The organism is Flagellimonas sp. (assembly GCF_965215805.1).
In the GTDB taxonomy this organism is placed as follows: domain Bacteria; phylum Bacteroidota; class Bacteroidia; order Flavobacteriales; family Flavobacteriaceae; genus Flagellimonas.
In genome coordinates, this window is record NZ_OZ244124.1 from 1,094,763 (window position 1) to 1,112,301 (window position 17,539).

The 17,539-nt window shown below is 40.9% G+C and carries 18 protein-coding genes and 1 tRNA gene; 11 read left to right on the forward strand and 8 right to left on the reverse strand.

What is annotated here, in order from left to right; all coding sequences use genetic code 11:
- Window positions 1-6 precede the first annotated feature (6 nt).
- The 5 genes from ACOOE0_RS04885 (at window position 7) to ACOOE0_RS04905 (ending at window position 4,221) form a co-directional block, all read left to right on the forward strand.
- On the forward strand, window positions 7-732 hold the full coding sequence (locus ACOOE0_RS04885) for a hypothetical protein (protein WP_420401355.1): 726 nt from the start codon (window positions 7-9) through the stop codon (window positions 730-732).
- Between the two features lie 66 nt (window positions 733-798).
- A complete protein-coding gene (locus tag ACOOE0_RS04890; RefSeq protein ID WP_420401356.1) occupies window positions 799-1,182 on the forward strand; it encodes a helix-turn-helix domain-containing protein in 384 nt (127 codons plus the stop codon).
- Window positions 1,179-2,315 carry an AAA family ATPase gene (locus ACOOE0_RS04895; RefSeq protein ID WP_420401357.1) on the forward strand — a complete coding sequence of 379 codons (1,137 nt, stop codon included), beginning with the start codon at window positions 1,179-1,181 and terminating at the stop codon, window positions 2,313-2,315. The genes ACOOE0_RS04890 and ACOOE0_RS04895 overlap by 4 nt, the downstream gene beginning before the upstream one ends.
- A gap of 260 nt (window positions 2,316-2,575) precedes the next feature.
- Entirely contained in the window at window positions 2,576-3,865 is a 1,290-nt protein-coding gene (locus ACOOE0_RS04900; protein WP_420401358.1) for a DUF6965 family protein, read from the forward strand.
- Between the two features lie 17 nt (window positions 3,866-3,882).
- On the forward strand, window positions 3,883-4,221 hold the full coding sequence (locus ACOOE0_RS04905) for an HNH endonuclease (protein WP_420401359.1): 339 nt from the start codon (window positions 3,883-3,885) through the stop codon (window positions 4,219-4,221).
- Between the two features lie 178 nt (window positions 4,222-4,399).
- Here ACOOE0_RS04905 and ACOOE0_RS04910 read toward each other — a convergent pair whose 3' ends face one another.
- Together ACOOE0_RS04910 and ACOOE0_RS04915 are read right to left on the reverse strand one after the other, a co-directional pair.
- A complete protein-coding gene (locus tag ACOOE0_RS04910) occupies window positions 4,400-5,386 on the reverse strand; it encodes a hypothetical protein (protein ID WP_420401360.1) in 987 nt (328 codons plus the stop codon).
- A gap of 9 nt (window positions 5,387-5,395) precedes the next feature.
- Complete coding sequence (locus ACOOE0_RS04915) at window positions 5,396-6,559, reverse strand: hypothetical protein (RefSeq protein ID WP_420401361.1); 1,164 nt, start codon at window positions 6,557-6,559, stop codon at window positions 5,396-5,398.
- 563 nt (window positions 6,560-7,122) lie between these two features.
- On the opposite strand from ACOOE0_RS04915, the gene ACOOE0_RS04920 reads away from it, so the two are divergent.
- The 3 genes from ACOOE0_RS04920 to ACOOE0_RS04930 all read left to right on the forward strand — a co-directional run bounded on the left by ACOOE0_RS04920 (window position 7,123) and on the right by ACOOE0_RS04930 (window position 9,074).
- Window positions 7,123-7,335: a hypothetical protein gene (locus ACOOE0_RS04920; RefSeq protein ID WP_420401362.1), complete on the forward strand. Its 213-nt coding sequence runs from the start codon at window positions 7,123-7,125 to the stop codon at window positions 7,333-7,335.
- A 211-nt stretch (window positions 7,336-7,546) separates the two neighbouring features.
- A complete protein-coding gene (gene dprA, locus ACOOE0_RS04925) occupies window positions 7,547-8,473 on the forward strand; it encodes a DNA-processing protein DprA (RefSeq protein ID WP_420401363.1) in 927 nt (308 codons plus the stop codon).
- A 58-nt stretch (window positions 8,474-8,531) separates the two neighbouring features.
- A complete protein-coding gene (locus tag ACOOE0_RS04930; protein WP_420401364.1) occupies window positions 8,532-9,074 on the forward strand; it encodes a hypothetical protein in 543 nt (180 codons plus the stop codon).
- A gap of 168 nt (window positions 9,075-9,242) precedes the next feature.
- On the opposite strand, the gene ACOOE0_RS04935 is transcribed toward ACOOE0_RS04930, so the two are convergent.
- The 4 genes from ACOOE0_RS04935 to mce all read right to left on the reverse strand — a co-directional run bounded on the left by ACOOE0_RS04935 (window position 9,243) and on the right by mce (window position 10,422).
- A complete protein-coding gene (locus tag ACOOE0_RS04935) occupies window positions 9,243-9,470 on the reverse strand; it encodes a hypothetical protein (protein ID WP_420401365.1) in 228 nt (75 codons plus the stop codon).
- A gap of 20 nt (window positions 9,471-9,490) precedes the next feature.
- On the reverse strand, window positions 9,491-9,754 hold the full coding sequence (locus ACOOE0_RS04940) for a hypothetical protein (protein ID WP_420401366.1): 264 nt from the start codon (window positions 9,752-9,754) through the stop codon (window positions 9,491-9,493).
- Between the two features lie 128 nt (window positions 9,755-9,882).
- Window positions 9,883-9,956, reverse strand: a tRNA-Ile gene (locus ACOOE0_RS04945).
- A gap of 58 nt (window positions 9,957-10,014) precedes the next feature.
- Complete coding sequence (gene mce / locus ACOOE0_RS04950; RefSeq protein WP_420401367.1) at window positions 10,015-10,422, reverse strand: methylmalonyl-CoA epimerase; 408 nt, start codon at window positions 10,420-10,422, stop codon at window positions 10,015-10,017.
- 103 nt (window positions 10,423-10,525) lie between these two features.
- Between mce and rbfA the strand changes: the two genes are divergently transcribed.
- Window positions 10,526-10,918, forward strand: a complete 393-nt coding sequence (gene rbfA, locus ACOOE0_RS04955; RefSeq protein WP_420401368.1) for a 30S ribosome-binding factor RbfA — start codon at window positions 10,526-10,528, stop codon at window positions 10,916-10,918.
- Between the two features lie 2 nt (window positions 10,919-10,920).
- Window positions 10,921-12,129 (forward strand): FtsX-like permease family protein, encoded by a 1,209-nt coding sequence (locus tag ACOOE0_RS04960; RefSeq protein WP_420401369.1) that lies wholly within the window; start codon window positions 10,921-10,923, stop codon window positions 12,127-12,129.
- On the opposite strand, the gene dusB is transcribed toward ACOOE0_RS04960, so the two are convergent.
- Together dusB and ACOOE0_RS04970 are read right to left on the reverse strand one after the other, a co-directional pair.
- Window positions 12,126-13,118: a tRNA dihydrouridine synthase DusB gene (gene dusB / locus ACOOE0_RS04965; RefSeq protein ID WP_420401370.1), complete on the reverse strand. Its 993-nt coding sequence runs from the start codon at window positions 13,116-13,118 to the stop codon at window positions 12,126-12,128. The genes ACOOE0_RS04960 and dusB overlap by 4 nt on opposite strands.
- Before the next feature lie 51 nt (window positions 13,119-13,169).
- Complete coding sequence (locus ACOOE0_RS04970) at window positions 13,170-15,587, reverse strand: outer membrane beta-barrel protein (protein WP_420401371.1); 2,418 nt, start codon at window positions 15,585-15,587, stop codon at window positions 13,170-13,172.
- A 154-nt stretch (window positions 15,588-15,741) separates the two neighbouring features.
- On the opposite strand from ACOOE0_RS04970, the gene lepA reads away from it, so the two are divergent.
- Entirely contained in the window at window positions 15,742-17,538 is a 1,797-nt protein-coding gene (lepA, locus tag ACOOE0_RS04975; RefSeq protein WP_420401372.1) for a translation elongation factor 4, read from the forward strand.
- Window position 17,539 lies beyond the last annotated feature (1 nt).

Consider the following 17,539-nt stretch of genomic DNA (forward strand, 5'->3'; position numbering starts at 1 on the left):
TCAAAAATGAAAATGATTCCTACTAAGGTTCAACTTTCAGACTGGTTCGACGAGACCGTACAAATACCTTCGTTTGTAACTACTTTAACCATTTATCAAAAGGACAAACTCCTACAATACACGATAGAAAAAATAAAGCATCGTTTAAGCTATGCTTTTAGGCAAATTGAAGTAATGAATGCCAATAACTTCCCAAAAGACCTTCCTGAAGAAAAATGGCTGGAGTATCTAGTCCATACGAACATGTCTGGGTCTTTTGGTCCAGCAACTTTTGTTCTCAATGTCCTTGGTTGGCATTGGACATTAGATAAAAGCTTTCATAAATTGCCTAAGTCCAAAGATGTTAAACCACATGTTGAGTGGAATGAAAGGCCAATTGCTGACATAAACGCGAAGTGGGAATATCTAGTTAACGAGGGAGAAAAACTAACCCAAAGACAAATAGCTTTGATTTGTTGGTATGAAGGTATCGTAATTCCCAAGCCTGGAAAGCAAAGTGATGTTGCAAACAAAATAACGCAGTTTCATGGTCATGGGTCTGGACAAGATCTTTACAATAATCATTATTTAAAGGTCTGTTCCAATACTGATAGGCTGAACCAACATTCCCCAAAAAAGACCAAAAAAGATATTGAAAAAGTAATCCGCTTCCTTTCTTCAGGCGAAAATGTAAGTAGGGCCATAAAAGATTTGTCCCGTCTTGACGAAAAAATTAGACGTCAAGAAAAATAGCAACCCCTAGCAACCCCTAGCCTTCTTAATTCTTACCGAACATTTGTGCCGTAATCAATAGCGCAAATGGAAAATCCTTTTAAATCAATTGAAGAAAAGCTTGACAAGCTACAATATACCGTTGACGAACTTCAGACCAACAATACGACCAACCACCAGCCGGAATCAGATTTACTTGATGTAAAGCAAGCATCCAAGATGTTGAAATTAGCGGAAGGAACTATCTATAACATGGCGATTAAGGCCACCATCCCTAGCTATAAGAAATTTGGGAAAAGATACTTCCTAAAAAGTGAACTTCTGAATAGCATAAAGGAAGGCAAGCTCAAAACCAAAACAGTTATTTCTCAAGAGGTTGACGTGGTTCTATGCGGTCAAAAAAACGAAGTGTCTCAAGTCCGAAATAAAACATCTGTTAAAGGTGGTGCCAAAGGGTCAACATCCCTATGATGATGGATCCAAAATTCAATGATGAAATAATAAAAAAGCAAGTCGCCAAAAATGCGGGCTTGACGACTTCGGAGGTGACTGAGCAACTGAAGTCCGATGCCCTAAAGGCCCTTTCGAAAAAAGGATTGTTTGTCGTTAAAACAGGCGCGCAATGGATTGAAGAGGCCAAGAACCGACCTGCCCCAAGAATGTTGTTCAGTGAATTTTGGCACGAGGGTGAGCTATGCATCCTGTTCGCCGACACAAACGTTGGAAAAAGCATTCTGGCCGTACAAATTGGAAACAGTATAGCGACCGGGAATCCGGTACACGGTTTCACCTTGGAAGCAGATAAACACAAGGTATTGTATCTGGACTTTGAACTCTCTGACAAACAGTTTGAAATCAGATATTCGGTCAATTACAAAAACCACTACCTGTTCTGTGATAACTTCCTAAGGGCAGAAATAGACCCCGATACCGATGTCCCTGAGGGGAAATTTGAGGAATTTCTCCATTCCTCATTGGAGTCCTCCATAAAAGAGACCGGTGCCAGAACATTGATAGTGGACAATATTACCTATCTAAAAAATGAAACCGAAAAAGCAAAGGATGCCCTACCGCTGATGAAGCAGCTCAAAGCACTCAAGAAAAAACACGGCATCTCAATCTTGGCCCTGGCACATACACCCAAAAGGGACCAAAACAAGCCCATTACCCGCAATGACCTCCAAGGGTCCAAGATGCTCATCAATTTCTGTGATTCCTCCTTTGCAATCGGAGAGTGCCAGGCAGATAAAGGCGCAAGGTACCTTAAACAAATTAAGGCCAGAAACACAGAGTTCAAGTTTGATGCCAACAACGTGATGCTCTGCCAAATAGCCAAGCCGGACAACTTCCTAATGTTCCAATTTCAATATTACACCACTGAGTATGACCTCTTGATCAACCGGGAAAACTCTTTTGATGACAAAAGGGTTCTTGCCAGGCAGATGAAGGAAGAGGGCGCAACAATTGACCAGATACAGGACAAGCTGGGTGTTTCAAGGGGCTGGGTAAGCGAGAACACCAAGGATATAACAAAAATCAAAGGTAGGAACAAGGCCAAAAAGCAGAACGATGGTCCTAACGATTCAAACTTAACTCTTGTCTGATAAGTTCACGCTAAGTTCACGCATATGAACTTTTAAAAACAAATGTAAATATTTGATTCTTAAATGATTAGCTCAGGCAAACCCAGAAAAGTTCACATGTTCACGGATAAAACAAAGTATCCTTCCCCGACCGAGGTCACGAACACGCATGGATACCGTGAACTTATGAACTTAGCAATCCCCGTCGTCCATAATTCCTTGATAAACAACTACATAGACACGTCAAAAAATGTTCATCCGCGTGAACTTATCATGAACTTATGAACGGTAATCATAAATATAAATTAGAACCCTACAAGGGGTCCAAGACAAGGCATATCTGTCCAAACTGTCACAAGAAGGGTCAGTTTACCCTTTATGTTGATATGGACACGGGGGAGCCCTTGGCGGATAATGTAGGGCTTTGCAATAGGGCAATCAAGTGTGGTTACCACTATAGTCCAAAACAGTACTTTTTGGATAACCAACATACCGGTCCACACACAAGCAAGAATCCTGAACGACAAGCAAGAAAAAAAGCCGTGGTACCAGTACAAGAAAAACCCATTTCACTAATACCATTTGAGACTTTAAAGAGGACCTTAAGGTCCTTTGATAAAAACCATTTCGCGGTCTTTTTGACCAATAGACTGGGGCTAGAAATGGCCGAGCAAGTTGCTGGCCAATATTTCCTGGGTACCTCTGGGCACTGGGAAGGAGCCAACGTCTTTTGGCAAATCGATATGGAAGGCAGGATCCGTACTGGTAAGGTAATGTTGTATGATCCCATTACTGGCAAAAGGGTAAAGAAACCCTATCCGCATATCAACTGGGTACATAAGCTTGCTGGCTACAAGGATTACAATCTGGACCAATGCCTCTTCGGTGAGCACCTTTTAAAGGAACACCCTTTCAAACCGGTGGCTATCGTGGAAAGCGAGAAGACCGCTATGCTCTGTGCCGTTCATTGTCCCGATTTCCTCTGGCTGGCATCTGGAAACCTGAACAACCTTTCAATAAAACGGATCCAGTGCCTAAAGGGAAAAGCGGTCACCCTATACCCAGATGCCGGTGCCTATCAGATATGGCTCAACAAGGCCAGGCAACTTAAGGATATAGCCAATATCCAAGTGTCCCAACTGATCGAGAACAAGGCGACCGCGGAGCAATTGAAGAAAGGCTATGATATGGCCGACTTTCTTACGGAACCACCACAGAGCTCTACCAGAAAAGCTTCCAATGACAAACTGAAACGTGCAAAGCCTAAAAAGGATGTCAATTTACATAGTGATGAAATTGATTCTAAGGACCGCTTCTTCATGGAATCCGAGAAAATAGAAACGGTGGGCAAGGAGATATGGCCCGTCGATGAATTAGTGGGCTTCTTCAAGGAAGCGGAATTACCGGCCGGCCCCATCAATTTAAGTTCATCGGTCACCATTACGGATCTGGGCAAATTCGTGGAAACCAGCTTGCACACAGTTAAACTGCATAATGGCAAAAGCGTTTATAGGCCCTACTACAACAGGCTTGAACAACTAAAAAATTATCTGATCAAGAATGATTATTAATCTTAAAACTTAAAGATATGCCGTACAGACCAGAAAAAAAGAAACGCCCATGGAGAGATGATTACAAACCTTTTCAGAGTGTAAGGGAAGACCATAGTTTTTACAATAGTCGCAAGTGGCGAAAGACATCAACAGCCTATCGTGAAAAAAATCCATTCTGTGTTAAATGTCAAGAGGAGGGCAGAATAACCCAGGCGGAAGTTACCGATCACATTGTTAGGATAAAGGATGGTGGTGAACCATATGATGAAAGAAACCTTCAGGCACTCTGTAAAAGTTGCCACAACCGCAAAAGTGGTAAGGAAGCCCACGGTTACAAGGAGAAAGGGGGTAGGGGGTCAAAACACCCCAGGTAATAAAGTCCGTATATCCTACCCCAGTCGAAATTTTACTTAGAGTAATTTTTTAGAGGGGGGGGGTAAAGTGCAAATCAAAAAAGAAGTCATCCGATAGAATAGTTTATATCGTTTTGCCAACTCGATGATTTAATTCATCCCCCTTAATTGATGCCTGGAATTAGAGTTTAAATGATTTTTATATTTGATAATCCCGGAGTTCCTTTAGCTCAACATTGTCTGTACCGCTAGTCTCAGTAGTGCTTAATACTTCATTTATTTCGCCTTCTACTATTTGGTAAATTGACTTTGCATCTTTATACAACAAATCGGGACAAGTCAATATTTCATACTTAAAAGCCTTTAACGCATCTGACGCGTTTACATAATCCCTCTTTAAAACTTCTTGTTTTAAGTTATTGTAGGATTTAGATATTTCAGGAATACTATACCAATCATCGCGTTTTTTCCTTGCCGAAATTTCGAGCACCATGTATGGATAATCTTTGAATGGATTCCCCTTTTTGTCGGTTAGTCTAAAATCTTTTTTGTCAATCAATAAATCCTTGACATTAATTTGACCTTTATCTACCCTAATAATGGCATAGTATCCTGTTTCCAATTTATTCAATTCAACATTTAAGCCAATCTCTAAAGTTACATTTTCTTTACTTCCTGTTAGCAATTCAATTCCATGTTCCAACGGTTGGACATACGGAAGTGCGGCGCTAATAAATGATACCCCACCTAAAGAGGATATATCATCAAGCAATGCAATAAACTGTTTAGCTAAATTATCTTCTTTAACCGCAAAAAGTCCGGCTTCAATTTTTACATCAGAACCTCTATACGGAATAGGACCTAAAAGTCGTCGATTAAAATTTATAACCCTGTCAATGTTTTTGGAATCCAACAGTTCCAAATTGCTAGATGTTGTTACAACATTGAAACTTGCGGATTTACCAGTCTTATGAGCTATTTCTATGTGACTGTGCACAGTTGGGTAAAATTTAGAGAAGCCTTTTCTTAGATTTACAATTCGCATTGATTTAAGAAATATCTCTATGTATCTACTCTCTGCATCGACTTTACTATACTTAATATCCCCCGGAGTTTGCTTAAATGGAATTTTTGAAAAAAACCAATCCTGTGTTTCAGATTTAAAAATGCTTTGGAACCATCCCATTTTCTAGATTTAAAAGGTTAATTTGTGCGCTTTAAACACGGAAGCTGCCCAAATCCAAGCAGAGTATTCAAAAGTCTCACCCACCGCAGTTCTAAAAAATGCAAATCCAATAACATTTTGAGAAGAGTCCATTAAAGCGGCTCCTGAATCTCCTGGATTTGTAACCGGATTGGTCAGAACTTTCACTTGATTATTAGCATTAAAATAATTAATTGTGGGAGACCAACCAACTATTTCCGCAGACACGTTATCCCTTTTTTTATTTATAAATGAACATTTTTCATGTTGTCTAGGGGATACTCCTACTATTGGTCCATTTACCCGCATAGTATGTGGGATGCTGGTAATTCCTGGGTCAAACTTAACGAAACAACTATCACTGACTTTATCCACCGAGCTTATAGTTCCAGGGAAGCCCCCGATATAAACCCTTGTTTTGTCAACTTTTACCTCTATGTTTTTAAAAGAGTGGAGAGGTATTGTGGCTCCGAATTCGTGGTTGGAATTATATGTGCAGACGCCGGCAAGCGACCCTAAATAATAACCTCCATCAAACTCTCTTACCCGATTTGAGAGCGATTGATACACATTTGTTACCTTTTGAATAGGTGGTTTTGTAATTATTACAGGCCAACTAAAATTAGCTATAACATCCTTGAAAAGGTCGAAGTCGGTTATTTTGAGGATGTTCTTGTTAAAAAATCTATATGTGTTGTCATGTTTTTGAACAACTAAGGCAGTGGAGTTATTACTTCGTTGGCCTAAAGAGAGGTATTTTCTTTGACGATTTACAGCATTTCTCATTTTTCTTTTCCAGGCCTGGAATCCACTTGCGACAGAATTTGAGGTAATTGAAGATGCCAAATCAAAAACACCCGGTTCTTTACCACTAAAATCGGGGTCGAATATTAAAAGGCCATAACTGTCTTTACTCAAGGAAACAATATATTTCTCACGATTTAATATGTTTGATTTAGCTTCTCTATTGTCGCTGTATAATGTTCTAAATTCTGGTGACTCAATTAACGTCTGCCAAGTGCTTGTGGCCAAAAATGATTTAGCGTCCTCCCTGTTGCCAATTAAATTGCCAATCGCCTCAAATTTTTTCTCATTCCATTCTTTACTATTTGCTCCGAAAGATGAACCAATGAAATCATTGCCAAATATATCCATAAGCACATTTATAAGTCCCTTTTTCGCTCTCTTTGCCGAATCAGATATATGGTTTCAAATGAGCGATAGAAACAATAACTCTTTATAAGAATCCAAAAGATAGAGGTTTATACTTCAAGTCAGCTCTTGAGAAAGACATAATCAGTTCCTCCACCAAGCTTTTCACGAAATCAATGAATTTAGAAACTTTTTTGATCTGGTAGGCTCCATTTATTGAAAATGTATATATTTTGGCAGTAAATACTAAACTTAGAGTCCTTGACGTTAGGTCAATAGGATAGAGCTCCGATAGCTTTTTTGAAACGTACTGGTAACTCTCTACACGAGTGATATTATTACAACATGCCCGAGGTTATTTCTGACTCTTTAAGCTTCAAATCAGAATTTGATTTTAAAAAGCACCGGGTAATCATAAATTTGATATCAGGTGCCATTATCAAAAAAGTGCCTATAAATGAATTAATCAAAGCATTCTATGTTGATGTTCATGTAATCCAAATAAGCGCCATTTAACCCAATCAGTAAACAACACATCCGTTTGAGGAATGACCCAATCAAAATCAATGATATATCCTTTCAAACTTGCAAACCAAATCCAAAACTCCAATGATTTCAAACAAGTCATTTGGTCAAACTATTTGGAACACAGTAATGGAATAACGATGAAGGAGTATGCCGCAAAAGAAATGGAGATTCTTTCTTTTGGGATTTATGGGGTTGAAGAATACCATTTGAAGGTTAAAGAGTATATTATTTTTCTAGAACGGATAATTTAAATGCTTAAGTAGAAATTCGTATTGTGCATGGAGCGGTTTTATGCCCATGGGCCAGATGCACGCTTTTGGGCTAGTCTTGACCTTTTTCGCTGACCGCTGATCACTTGTGACTAAAATATTATTTAAATTGCGAAAATTGAATCAGTAAATAAAATTAAATCCAGTACAATATTCGTAACAGAAACCAACTAAACTTTATTATAACTAGAATATGCAAGCGACCTTATACCTGAATAAGTCGGGCAATCCTTTTAATGATTCCATAGAACCCATTAAAGAGATGGCTGCGTACGAGGCACTTTGGAAAAACAAAGGTGTAAGCTTTAAGAAACTCGCCGAGTTTTTTGCCAACAATCCGGATTCTAGACCTTCTGACCTGGTTGAAGAAAAAGATATAGAAGAATTCTATCAATATATCAAAACAGCTCTCAAGGATTTTCTAAAAAAAAATAAGCCCAATTTCCTGATTAATTCCACATTTGATTACCCTCTTAAGCTCAGAGACGCCAAAGAACCCATAGAACTTCTATATTATCAAGGGAATCTAGAGCTGATTAACAGTAGATCTATTGCCATTGTTGGCACAAGAAAACCCACAGATTATGGGCGAAGGCGGGCCAGAAAGCTTGTAAAGCTGCTTGTCAATGACGGTTTTACTATCGTTTCAGGGCTTGCGCAAGGAATAGACACTGAAGCACATAGCACGGCCATTGACAGCAATGGAAATACTATTGCTGTAATTGGAACGCCACTTAACAAATACTATCCAAAGGAAAATAAGGAGCTTCAGCAATTTATAGCTCAGGAACACTTACTATTAAGTCAGGTGCCTTTTTGGAGATATGAACAGCAAAGTATTCGGGGAAATAGGTTATTCTTTCCTGAGAGAAACAAAACTATGTCGGCTTTGACAGAAGCCACAGTTATAATAGAGGCTGGTGAAACTTCCGGAACCCTCATTCAAGCAAAAGCCGCTTTGTATCAAAAGAGAAAGCTCTTTATTCTCGAAAGTAATTTTCAGAATCCCAAGATAACGTGGCCATCCAGATTTGAGAAAGAAGGAGCAATTCGGGTTAAGGACTATAACGATATTATAAATGCCTTGAATTCAGATGTGTCAGAGACTCCGGAAAATTGATAAGCTGGTAATAGACCAACATTCTTATCTTGGTAGTCAAGACAATTGCTACTATTTGATGGAATATAAAACTGGACTGAGTTATTCAGAGGACCAAGTTACAGACCTTATATATAATCTTAAAAAATCCCCATTAAAAAAAGGAAGGCCTGAATATAAATGGAAAGGCTGGGCAATAAGGGTGGTCATCGATCTATATAGAAAGATTTTTTCTCCTCAATATCTAAGTGGAGATGTAACATTGGTCCCTATTCCCCCATCAAAAGCAAAAGGGCATGCAGAATATGATGATAGAATGACCAAAATCCTGAAAGGCATTTGCAGGGGCACTGAAGGAGATGTGCGTGAACTAATAACCCTCACCGAAACAATAAGGTCATCCCATTTATCGGATGATCGCCCTCCTCCAACGGAACTAATGAGGTGCCTTCAAATCGATGAGGATTTATGTGAGACTGAGCCAGGCACTATTTTATTGTTTGACGATATGATAACAACCGGTTCTCACTTTGTAGCATGTAGAAGAATTCTCCAAAAACGCTTTCCAAATGCTGAAATAATGGGGGTTTTTATAACGAGGCGAATAATTGAAGAAGGGTAATACAAGTGATATTTTACCATTAGTTCTGATTTAAGATTTCTATTGTTTTATGCCCTGGATCCATTAATTCCATCAATGAAAAGGAACTAGCGCATTTTAACTTAGTGCTCAAAATTCTAAAGTCCAATAATATTCAAGAGAAAATGCGCTAATAGGTGCAAGCGTCATTTAGCTAGCTTTTAGGTTTGAATCCTGAAAAGACTTTTTACTCCAACATGATACTTTTTCCAGTTCGTGGATAAAGTTGATTAAAGAGGTTATCATATATACATAATTGCTAAAATAAAGGCCATCTGCTTGGCCATCATTATTTGCAATATCAAGATGGATGAATTCTGAAGTGATTACGGATAGCCGCTCACCAATCTCATTGGCATTTGCGTTTCTGCTAGTCATCTGCCCAGGTCAAAGAGTGGTCAGCTTGCTTTTAGCTCAGGAGCCCGCAAACTTTCTTCACGTTTAAAGTACTCCTTTTCCAATTCGTGGATGAAGTTCATTAATGTGGTGGTCATAAAGACACAGTTGCTATAATAATTTCCATCTACCTCGCTGCCGTAATCTCCAATATCCAGTTGTATAAATTGTGAAGTGGTCAGGGATAAGTGTTCACCTATTTCTTTTGCGCTGGCGTACACAAAAAGTTCTTTAGCAATCTTGTAAAAATTCTGGTCCTTTTGCATTTTTTGAAATTTTAGGATTAATAATATTTAAGCTTTGAATTACCCTAAAATCAAGTTGTTTTCTGCAAATTTTCTGCACAAAAAAAAGAGCTGCACGATAAAAACCGTGTAACTCTCTGTGTTTAAGGTGGTCCCACCTGGGCTCGAACCAGGGACCCCCTGATTATGAGTCAGGTGCTCTAACCAACTGAGCTATAGGACCCGCAAATTGCGGATGCAATATTACTACTTATTTTTGTTCGTCGCAAGGTTTTAAACCGCTACTCTTCCTTTATCTCCTGACAAAGTTCTACCAAAACCCCATTGGTTCCCTTGGGGTGTAAAAACGCCACCAACTTGTTGTCGGCCCCTTTTTTGGGTGTTTCATTCAATATTCTAAAGCCTTCTTTCTTTAACCGTTGTAGTTCCGATTCAATGTCTTCCACAGCAAAGGCAATGTGATGAATCCCCTCGCCTTTCCTGTCCAAAAATTTGGCAATGGGGCTATCTGGAATAGTTGCTTCCAACAATTCCACTTTATTGGGCCCCGATTGAAAAAAGGAAGTCCTTACCCCTTCTGAAGCAACTTCCTCCATCTTGTACGGTTCAACGCCCAACAGTTTTGCAAACAATTTGTTTGATTCCCTAATATTTTTAACGGCTATCCCAATATGTTCTATTTTATCCATATTTCTTGCTTTTTTTAATCGTTTGCAGGTAATTCCCTCCAAAATTAAGCACTGTCTTCTTATGATATCATGAGGTTCGTCATTTATTCCGTTATTTTGCAGTATGGAAACACAGCGGCAGAAGAAAATTGCGGGAATCATTCAAAAGGATATTGCGGATATCCTTCAACGAGCTGCAACAGATGGAGGTTTAAAAGGAACATTAATTTCGGTTTCCAAGGTCTATGTGACCACAGATCTTTCCATTGCCAAGGTCTACCTCAGTATATTCCCAAACGATAAGGCCAACGAATTGTTGGATGGGGTCAAGTCCAATCAGCCCCTGATCAAGCACGAGCTGGCACAACGGACCAAAAATCAATTGCGCCGCGTTCCGGAACTTAGTTTCTATCATGATGATTCCTTGGAATACATCGATCAAATTGAAAAGTCATTAAAGGGGGAAGAAAACCCGATTGAGAACAGGGACTTGCTTGCCAAACGAAAGAAATCCTGATTTTGAACTTTCCATTTTATATCGCAAAGCGCTATTTACGGTCAAAAAGCAGTCAAAATGCGGTAAACATTATCAATTTCATCACTTTTTTAGTGATCGTTATTGGGTCAGCTGCGCTTTTCGTTGTGCTTTCTGCCTTTGCTGGTCTAAAAACGTTTAGTCTTTCCTTTACCAATACATTTGATCCGGATCTTAAGGCACTTCCCGCCTATGGGAAGCACTTTTCCATTACTCCGGAGGAAGAAAACAAGCTGCAACAAGTACAGGGCCTGGCCAACTACTCCAAGGAACTAGAGGAAAGGGTCTATCTCACGTTTAGGGACAAAAGCCATTTTGCCTACATCAAAGGCATTGATGGAAATTACAGATCTGTAACCGGCGTGGACAGCACACTGTATTTTGGCAATTGGGGAATAACAGAATACAACGGAGTGGTGGGAATTGGTATATATAATTTACTTAATGTTCCCTTGGATAATTACCAAACTCCTTTGACTGCCTTGGTGCCAAAACCTGGAAAGGGTTCTATTTCGCAACAGAGTTTCAGCTCCAAACCTTATAATGAATTGCCGTTGGTTGTGAGCGGGGTTTATGCGGTTGAGGAAAATCTAGATAAAAAATATGTGTTTGCCCAGCTGCCCCTTGTGCAGACTTTTTTGGAAAAGGATAGTACACAAATCTCTGGAATCAACTTTAAATTGAATGGGCAACTTCCTTTGGAAGACGTTCGAAACGAACTCAAAACAATTTTGGGCAATAAGGTGTTGGTGCTCAACCGACAGGAGCAAAACAGTACCCTTTATCGCATGCTCAACACCGAAAATCTTGCAACTTATTTGATTTTTACCCTGGTTCTGATCATTGCTTTGTTCAATGTGGTTGGGGCCATCATAATGATGATCTTGGACAAACAACAAAACTCCAAAACCCTTTTTAGTCTTGGCGCTACCATTAAAGAGCTGCGCTCCATTTATTTTACCCAAGGTCTTCTTGTTACCACATTGGGTGGACTTATCGGGGTGTTAATTGGGTCACTTTTGATTGGGTCGCAACTCGCTTTCGGTTGGTTAAAAATTACACCTTCCCTGGCCTATCCAGTGGAATATAATTTGATGAATGTTGTGGTGGTACTTGGCACCATCGTAGTGCTTGGGTTTGTTTCTTCACAAATAGCCAGTAGTAGGATTAGCAGGCGTTTGATTGCTTCCTAAACAAACTGAAAATCTCCGAATTTTTCCAAAACCTCATCGAAAGCTGCAAAAACATCTGAGGAATCATCGCTGGTTACCATTTTCATGCGGTACTCCTTAAAGTGGGGAATTCCTTTGAAGTAATTGGTATAATGTCTACGGGTTTCAAAAACCCCTAACTTTTCACCTTTCCAATCAATGGCCATTTGCAGGTGTCTTCGTGCAGCTTCCACGCGTTCTTCCATGGTGGGAGGTGCCAAAAGTGTTCCTGTCTTAAAGTAGTGCTTCACCTCCTTAAAGAACCAGGGGTTGCCAATGCTTGCCCTTCCGATCATGGCTCCGTCCAGGCCAAATTCATCCCGCATTCTCACAGCCGCCTCAGGAGTGTCCACATCCCCATTTCCGAATACTGGGATCTGCATTCTGGGGTTATTCTTTACTTCTGCAATTGGAGTCCAATTAGCGTCGCCCTTGTACATCTGTACCCGGGTTCGTCCATGAATGGCGATAGCCTGGATTCCTACATCTTGTAATCGCTCCGCGACTTCTACAATCTTGATGGAATCCGAATCCCAACCCAATCGGGTCTTAACCGTAACGGGTAAATGTGTCCGCTTTACCATTTCCTCGGTTAGTTTCACCATCAACGGAATATCTCTAAGAATTCCCGCACCAGCATTTTTAGAGACCACCTTCTTCACGGGGCACCCAAAATTAATGTCGATTATGTCGGGCTTGGACTTTTCAACAATATCAACAGCCTTCAACATGGAATCCAGTTCGGCACCAAATATCTGGATTCCCACAGGGCGTTCCTTTTCGTAAATATCCAGCTTGATCACACTTTTGGCCGCATCCCTGATAAGCCCTTCTGATGAAATGAATTCCGTATAGACCACATCCGCACCCTGTTCTTTGCATAAGGCTCTAAATGGGGGATCACTTACATCCTCCATGGGAGCAAGTAGCAACGGGAAATCAGGGAGTTCTATGTTTCCAATCTTAGGCAAATCCTTCTTTTTTAGGATTGCAAAAATACAAAATACAGGAAAATCAGTGGGTTAGTCGGCCTCCAATCGGTCACGTTCTTTTTTCTCGATGGCCCGCTCATTATCCTGTAGCCTAAAGTTTCCGAAATTATAAGTGAATCCAAATCGGATAAACTGGGCCTCAGGTCTGCGTCTGTAAAAATTGTACTGATTAAGGTATCTTGAGGTATATGTGGTAAGGTATCGCTCCAGCACGTCCTCAGCGGCCACAGAAATACTGGCTCGATTGTTCCAGAGCGATTTGCGCAATCCCAGGGTCAGATTCAATTGCTCATCTGAGATATACGAACCAAATAAGAACTGCGATATATAAGTCATGGTAAGTTCTCCAGTGAAGGTGCCGTCCTTGGATAGGGTCAGGTAGTTGGCCAAATAGCCATAAACCCCATCCACTTCGTTGGTGTATTCCTGATTGTTGCTTTCCACCGCGAGAAACGTCTCCTCTTCATGAAAAAAGGAGGTGTACGCATACATAAACCAAAACGGGGTTATCCCCTTACTGACCGTGAAATCCAAACCATAGGACTTACTGGCCAACATATTTTGTTTCAACTCCACCAAGGTTTGCTCATCATTGTCCTGAAAAACCAAATACCCGATATTGCGTCCATTGTCTCGATAATAAATGTCAACAAAGAACTCGCTGTTCAGGGAGTAATTAAAATTAAAATTATTGCTAAAACTTGGCCTTAAACTGGGATTGCCCTCCTCAAAATCACTTTCATTGAAAAAGACTCTAAAGGGGTTTAGGTCATTGTATTTGGGTCTGGCCACATTTCTTCCATAGTCCAAGGCAAAGCTATGTTTGTCTGATGGAGAGTACAGAATATATACGGAAGGAAAGGGCTCAAAAAAGTCCACAGTATTGGTCTCATTTAGGGTTTGTGATGTTCCATTGGCTTCGGTTAATTCCCCTCTAACACCTAATTTCATGGACCATTTATCCCAGCTCTTTACCCAACTCAAATATCCCGCATAAACCTTCTCATCATAGGAAAACACATCGGACAAGGATGGGCTTACGGCATTGTCCGAACCGATAAAATTCCGAAAGTCCACCCTGCTTTCGGAAGTAATGGAGGACATCTTAAGCCCTGTTTCAAATGAGCTGGTTCCCAGAGGCGTTGAGAAATCCGCCTGTCCAGTAAAAATTTGTATGTCCTGCTTGGAATCCGTGTCAAAGGCAAAATTTCGTATGAACATGGCATTGTTGTCAAAATAATTGGAGTTCAGATTTTGAAACGATTCCCCATTATAGTTCGTAAAATGTCCATTAAAAGTGAGGCTGGCACCTGGTTTCTTCAGTTTGTGGACATATGAAAGGTCAAAGGCTAAATTGGAATTGTCCAAATCGGCAATATTCCTCGTCATAAAAGTAGAATCCAACTGCTGCTGTCCATCCCTAATTTCCGCATTCAAGTCTATTTCCCTTTCCTGTCCAAAATTAAAGGCCAAATTGGAAGTGAGGTTAAGGCTGTTCCTTTCATCAAAATCGTAGTCCAGTATAAAGCTGGCGTTCTGTGCTTGGGAGGACAGCGTTTCATTATATAAGGTGGTCCATCTGGAAAAAATCGAATTGGTATCATCCATATAATTTGTTCCCTTTCTTGTCTTCTGCAATTCTTTTTTCGGGCTTATGGAATAGTTGGCAAACAGATTGAGTTTGTCCGTCTTGAAATAGTGGCTCATCCCTGCGGCGAATTTTGGGAACGAGGCCTGGGTATAGCTCCCATTGATACTTCCTTTATATCCTGGCGTAATGTTTTTGGAGGTAACAATGTTCAATATGGGCCCACCTTCAGCGTCGTAGCGGGCCGGGGGATTGGCAATTACTTCCACGGATTTTATGTTATTCCCTGAAAAGCCTTCCAACAATTCCTTTACCTCTTGACCAGAGAGCTGCACCTTTCGGTCATTCAGATAAACCGTGGCACTTTGCCCCTTTATCTGTAAGTCTTCCTGATTTACAATAACTCCAGGAGTGCTTCTTAATATGTCCCAAGAACTTCCCTGTGAAACGATGGTGTTCTCAACGGAAAAGACCAGTCTGTCTGGAAATCTTTGCAGTGTTGGTCGTTTTGCGGTCACCACAACCTCGTCCAGGGTATTAGTTTCCAGAGGAATAATCAAAGCTCCCAATGAAATGTTGCCGGCAATATCCAATGCTCTTGGTTCCGAGCCTCTACCCACATAACTGGCCTGTAATAAATATAGATCTGGTTCAACCTCATTCAAAGAAAAGTAACCCCCCTCATCCGCTGATGTTCCCATAACAAAAGTGGAATCAACTGCCTGTAACAAAAGGATGTTGGCATATGGGATTAAATTATTTTCTTGATCTACAACCTTTCCGCTAATCTGGTAAGTCTGTGCATGCAAGTGCGTGCAGGGGAAAAACGCCAATAAAAAAATAAAGGCAAGGTGTCTCATTTAGTCTTGGGGTTGGATATCAAATCTAAGAAAATATTTTAGAGCCATGTACGTCGCCATTGCGTCATATTTGCAAAAAACCAGTAGTTGGGCAGCTAAAAGAGCTATATTTGCAGTTGCTTTAAAGCCTTAGATTTTACGGGCAGTTATTGATATGGAGAGGATTAGGAATTTTTGCATCATTGCACATATAGACCATGGTAAAAGTACCTTGGCAGACCGTTTATTGGACTTTACAGGTTCCGTTACCGATCGGGAAAAACAGGATCAGCTGTTGGACAATATGGATCTGGAGCGGGAGCGTGGTATAACCATCAAAAGCCATGCTATTCAAATGGAATACGTCCATGAGGGAGAAACTTATATCCTCAACTTGATTGACACTCCTGGACACGTGGACTTCTCGTATGAGGTTTCGCGATCCATCGCAGCCTGCGAAGGAGCCCTTTTGGTGGTTGATGCGGCCCAAAGTATCCAAGCCCAAACCATATCAAACTTATACTTGGCTCTCGAAAACGATTTGGAAATCATTCCCGTGCTCAACAAAGTGGATTTGCCCAGTGCCAACCCAGATGAAGTTACGGACGATATTGTTGACCTTTTGGGGTGCACCCCAGAGGAAGTGATTCCAGCCAGTGCCAAAACCGGTATTGGTATAGAAGATATCCTCACGGCCATCATAGAGCGGGTTCCCGCTCCCGAGGGAAACCCAGATGAATCCCTACAGGCCTTGGTGTTTGATTCTGTTTACAATCCCTTTCGAGGTGTGGAAACCTATTTTAGGGTCATCAACGGAGAAATAAGAAAAGGGCAGAAAATCAAGTTTGTGGCCACCAACAAGGACTATTTTGCCGACGAAATTGGCACCTTAAAGTTAAATCAGGTTCCCAAGCCCGTTATTTCCTCTGGAGATGTGGGCTATCTAATTACGGGAATCAAGGACGCTCGGGAAGTCAAGGTTGGGGACACCATCACCGATGCCAATAAACCCACCCAAAACGCCATTGAAGGTTTTGAGGACGTTAAGCCCATGGTTTTCGCTGGAATTTATCCTGTGGATACGGAAGATTTTGAGGAGCTTCGCTCCTCCATGGAAAAATTGCAGTTGAACGATGCTTCCTTGGTATTTACTCCTGAAAGCAGTGCCGCGCTTGGTTTTGGCTTTAGATGTGGATTTTTGGGCATGTTGCATATGGAAATCATCCAGGAGCGATTGGAGCGGGAGTTCAACATGACCGTTATTACTACCGTACCCAATGTTAGCTATCACGCATACTCTACCAAGGACAGGGAAACAGCAATCATTGTTAATAATCCTTCGGATTTACCCGATCCTTCCACAGTAGATCGCGTAGAGGAACCTTATATAAAGGCTACTATCATTACCAAGTCTGATTTTGTGGGCAACGTGATGTCTTTGTGCATTGAAAAGCGGGGTCAAATTACCAATCAAACCTATTTGACGACGGAAAGGGTGGAGCTCACTTTTGATATGCCCCTGGCCGAAATCGTTTTTGATTTTTACGACCGATTGAAAACCGTTTCAAAGGGATACGCTTCTTTCGATTATACCCCAATAGGAATGCGAACTTCCAAATTGGTCCGAGTGGATATCTTGTTGAATGCGCAGCCCGTTGATGCCTTATCCGCATTGGTTCATTTTGATAACGCCCATAGTATTGGGAAGAAGATGTGCGAAAAATTAAAGGAGCTTATCCCAAGGCAACAGTTTGATATTCCTATCCAAGCGGCCATTGGTTCCAAAATCATTTCCAGGGAAACCATCAAAGCGCTTCGGAAAGATGTTACTGCCAAATGTTACGGGGGTGATATTTCCAGAAAGCGTAAACTCTTGGAAAAACAGAAAAAGGGGAAAAAGCGCATGCGCCAAGTGGGGAACGTGGAGATTCCACAACAAGCTTTTATGGCAGTCCTTAAACTGAACGACTAGG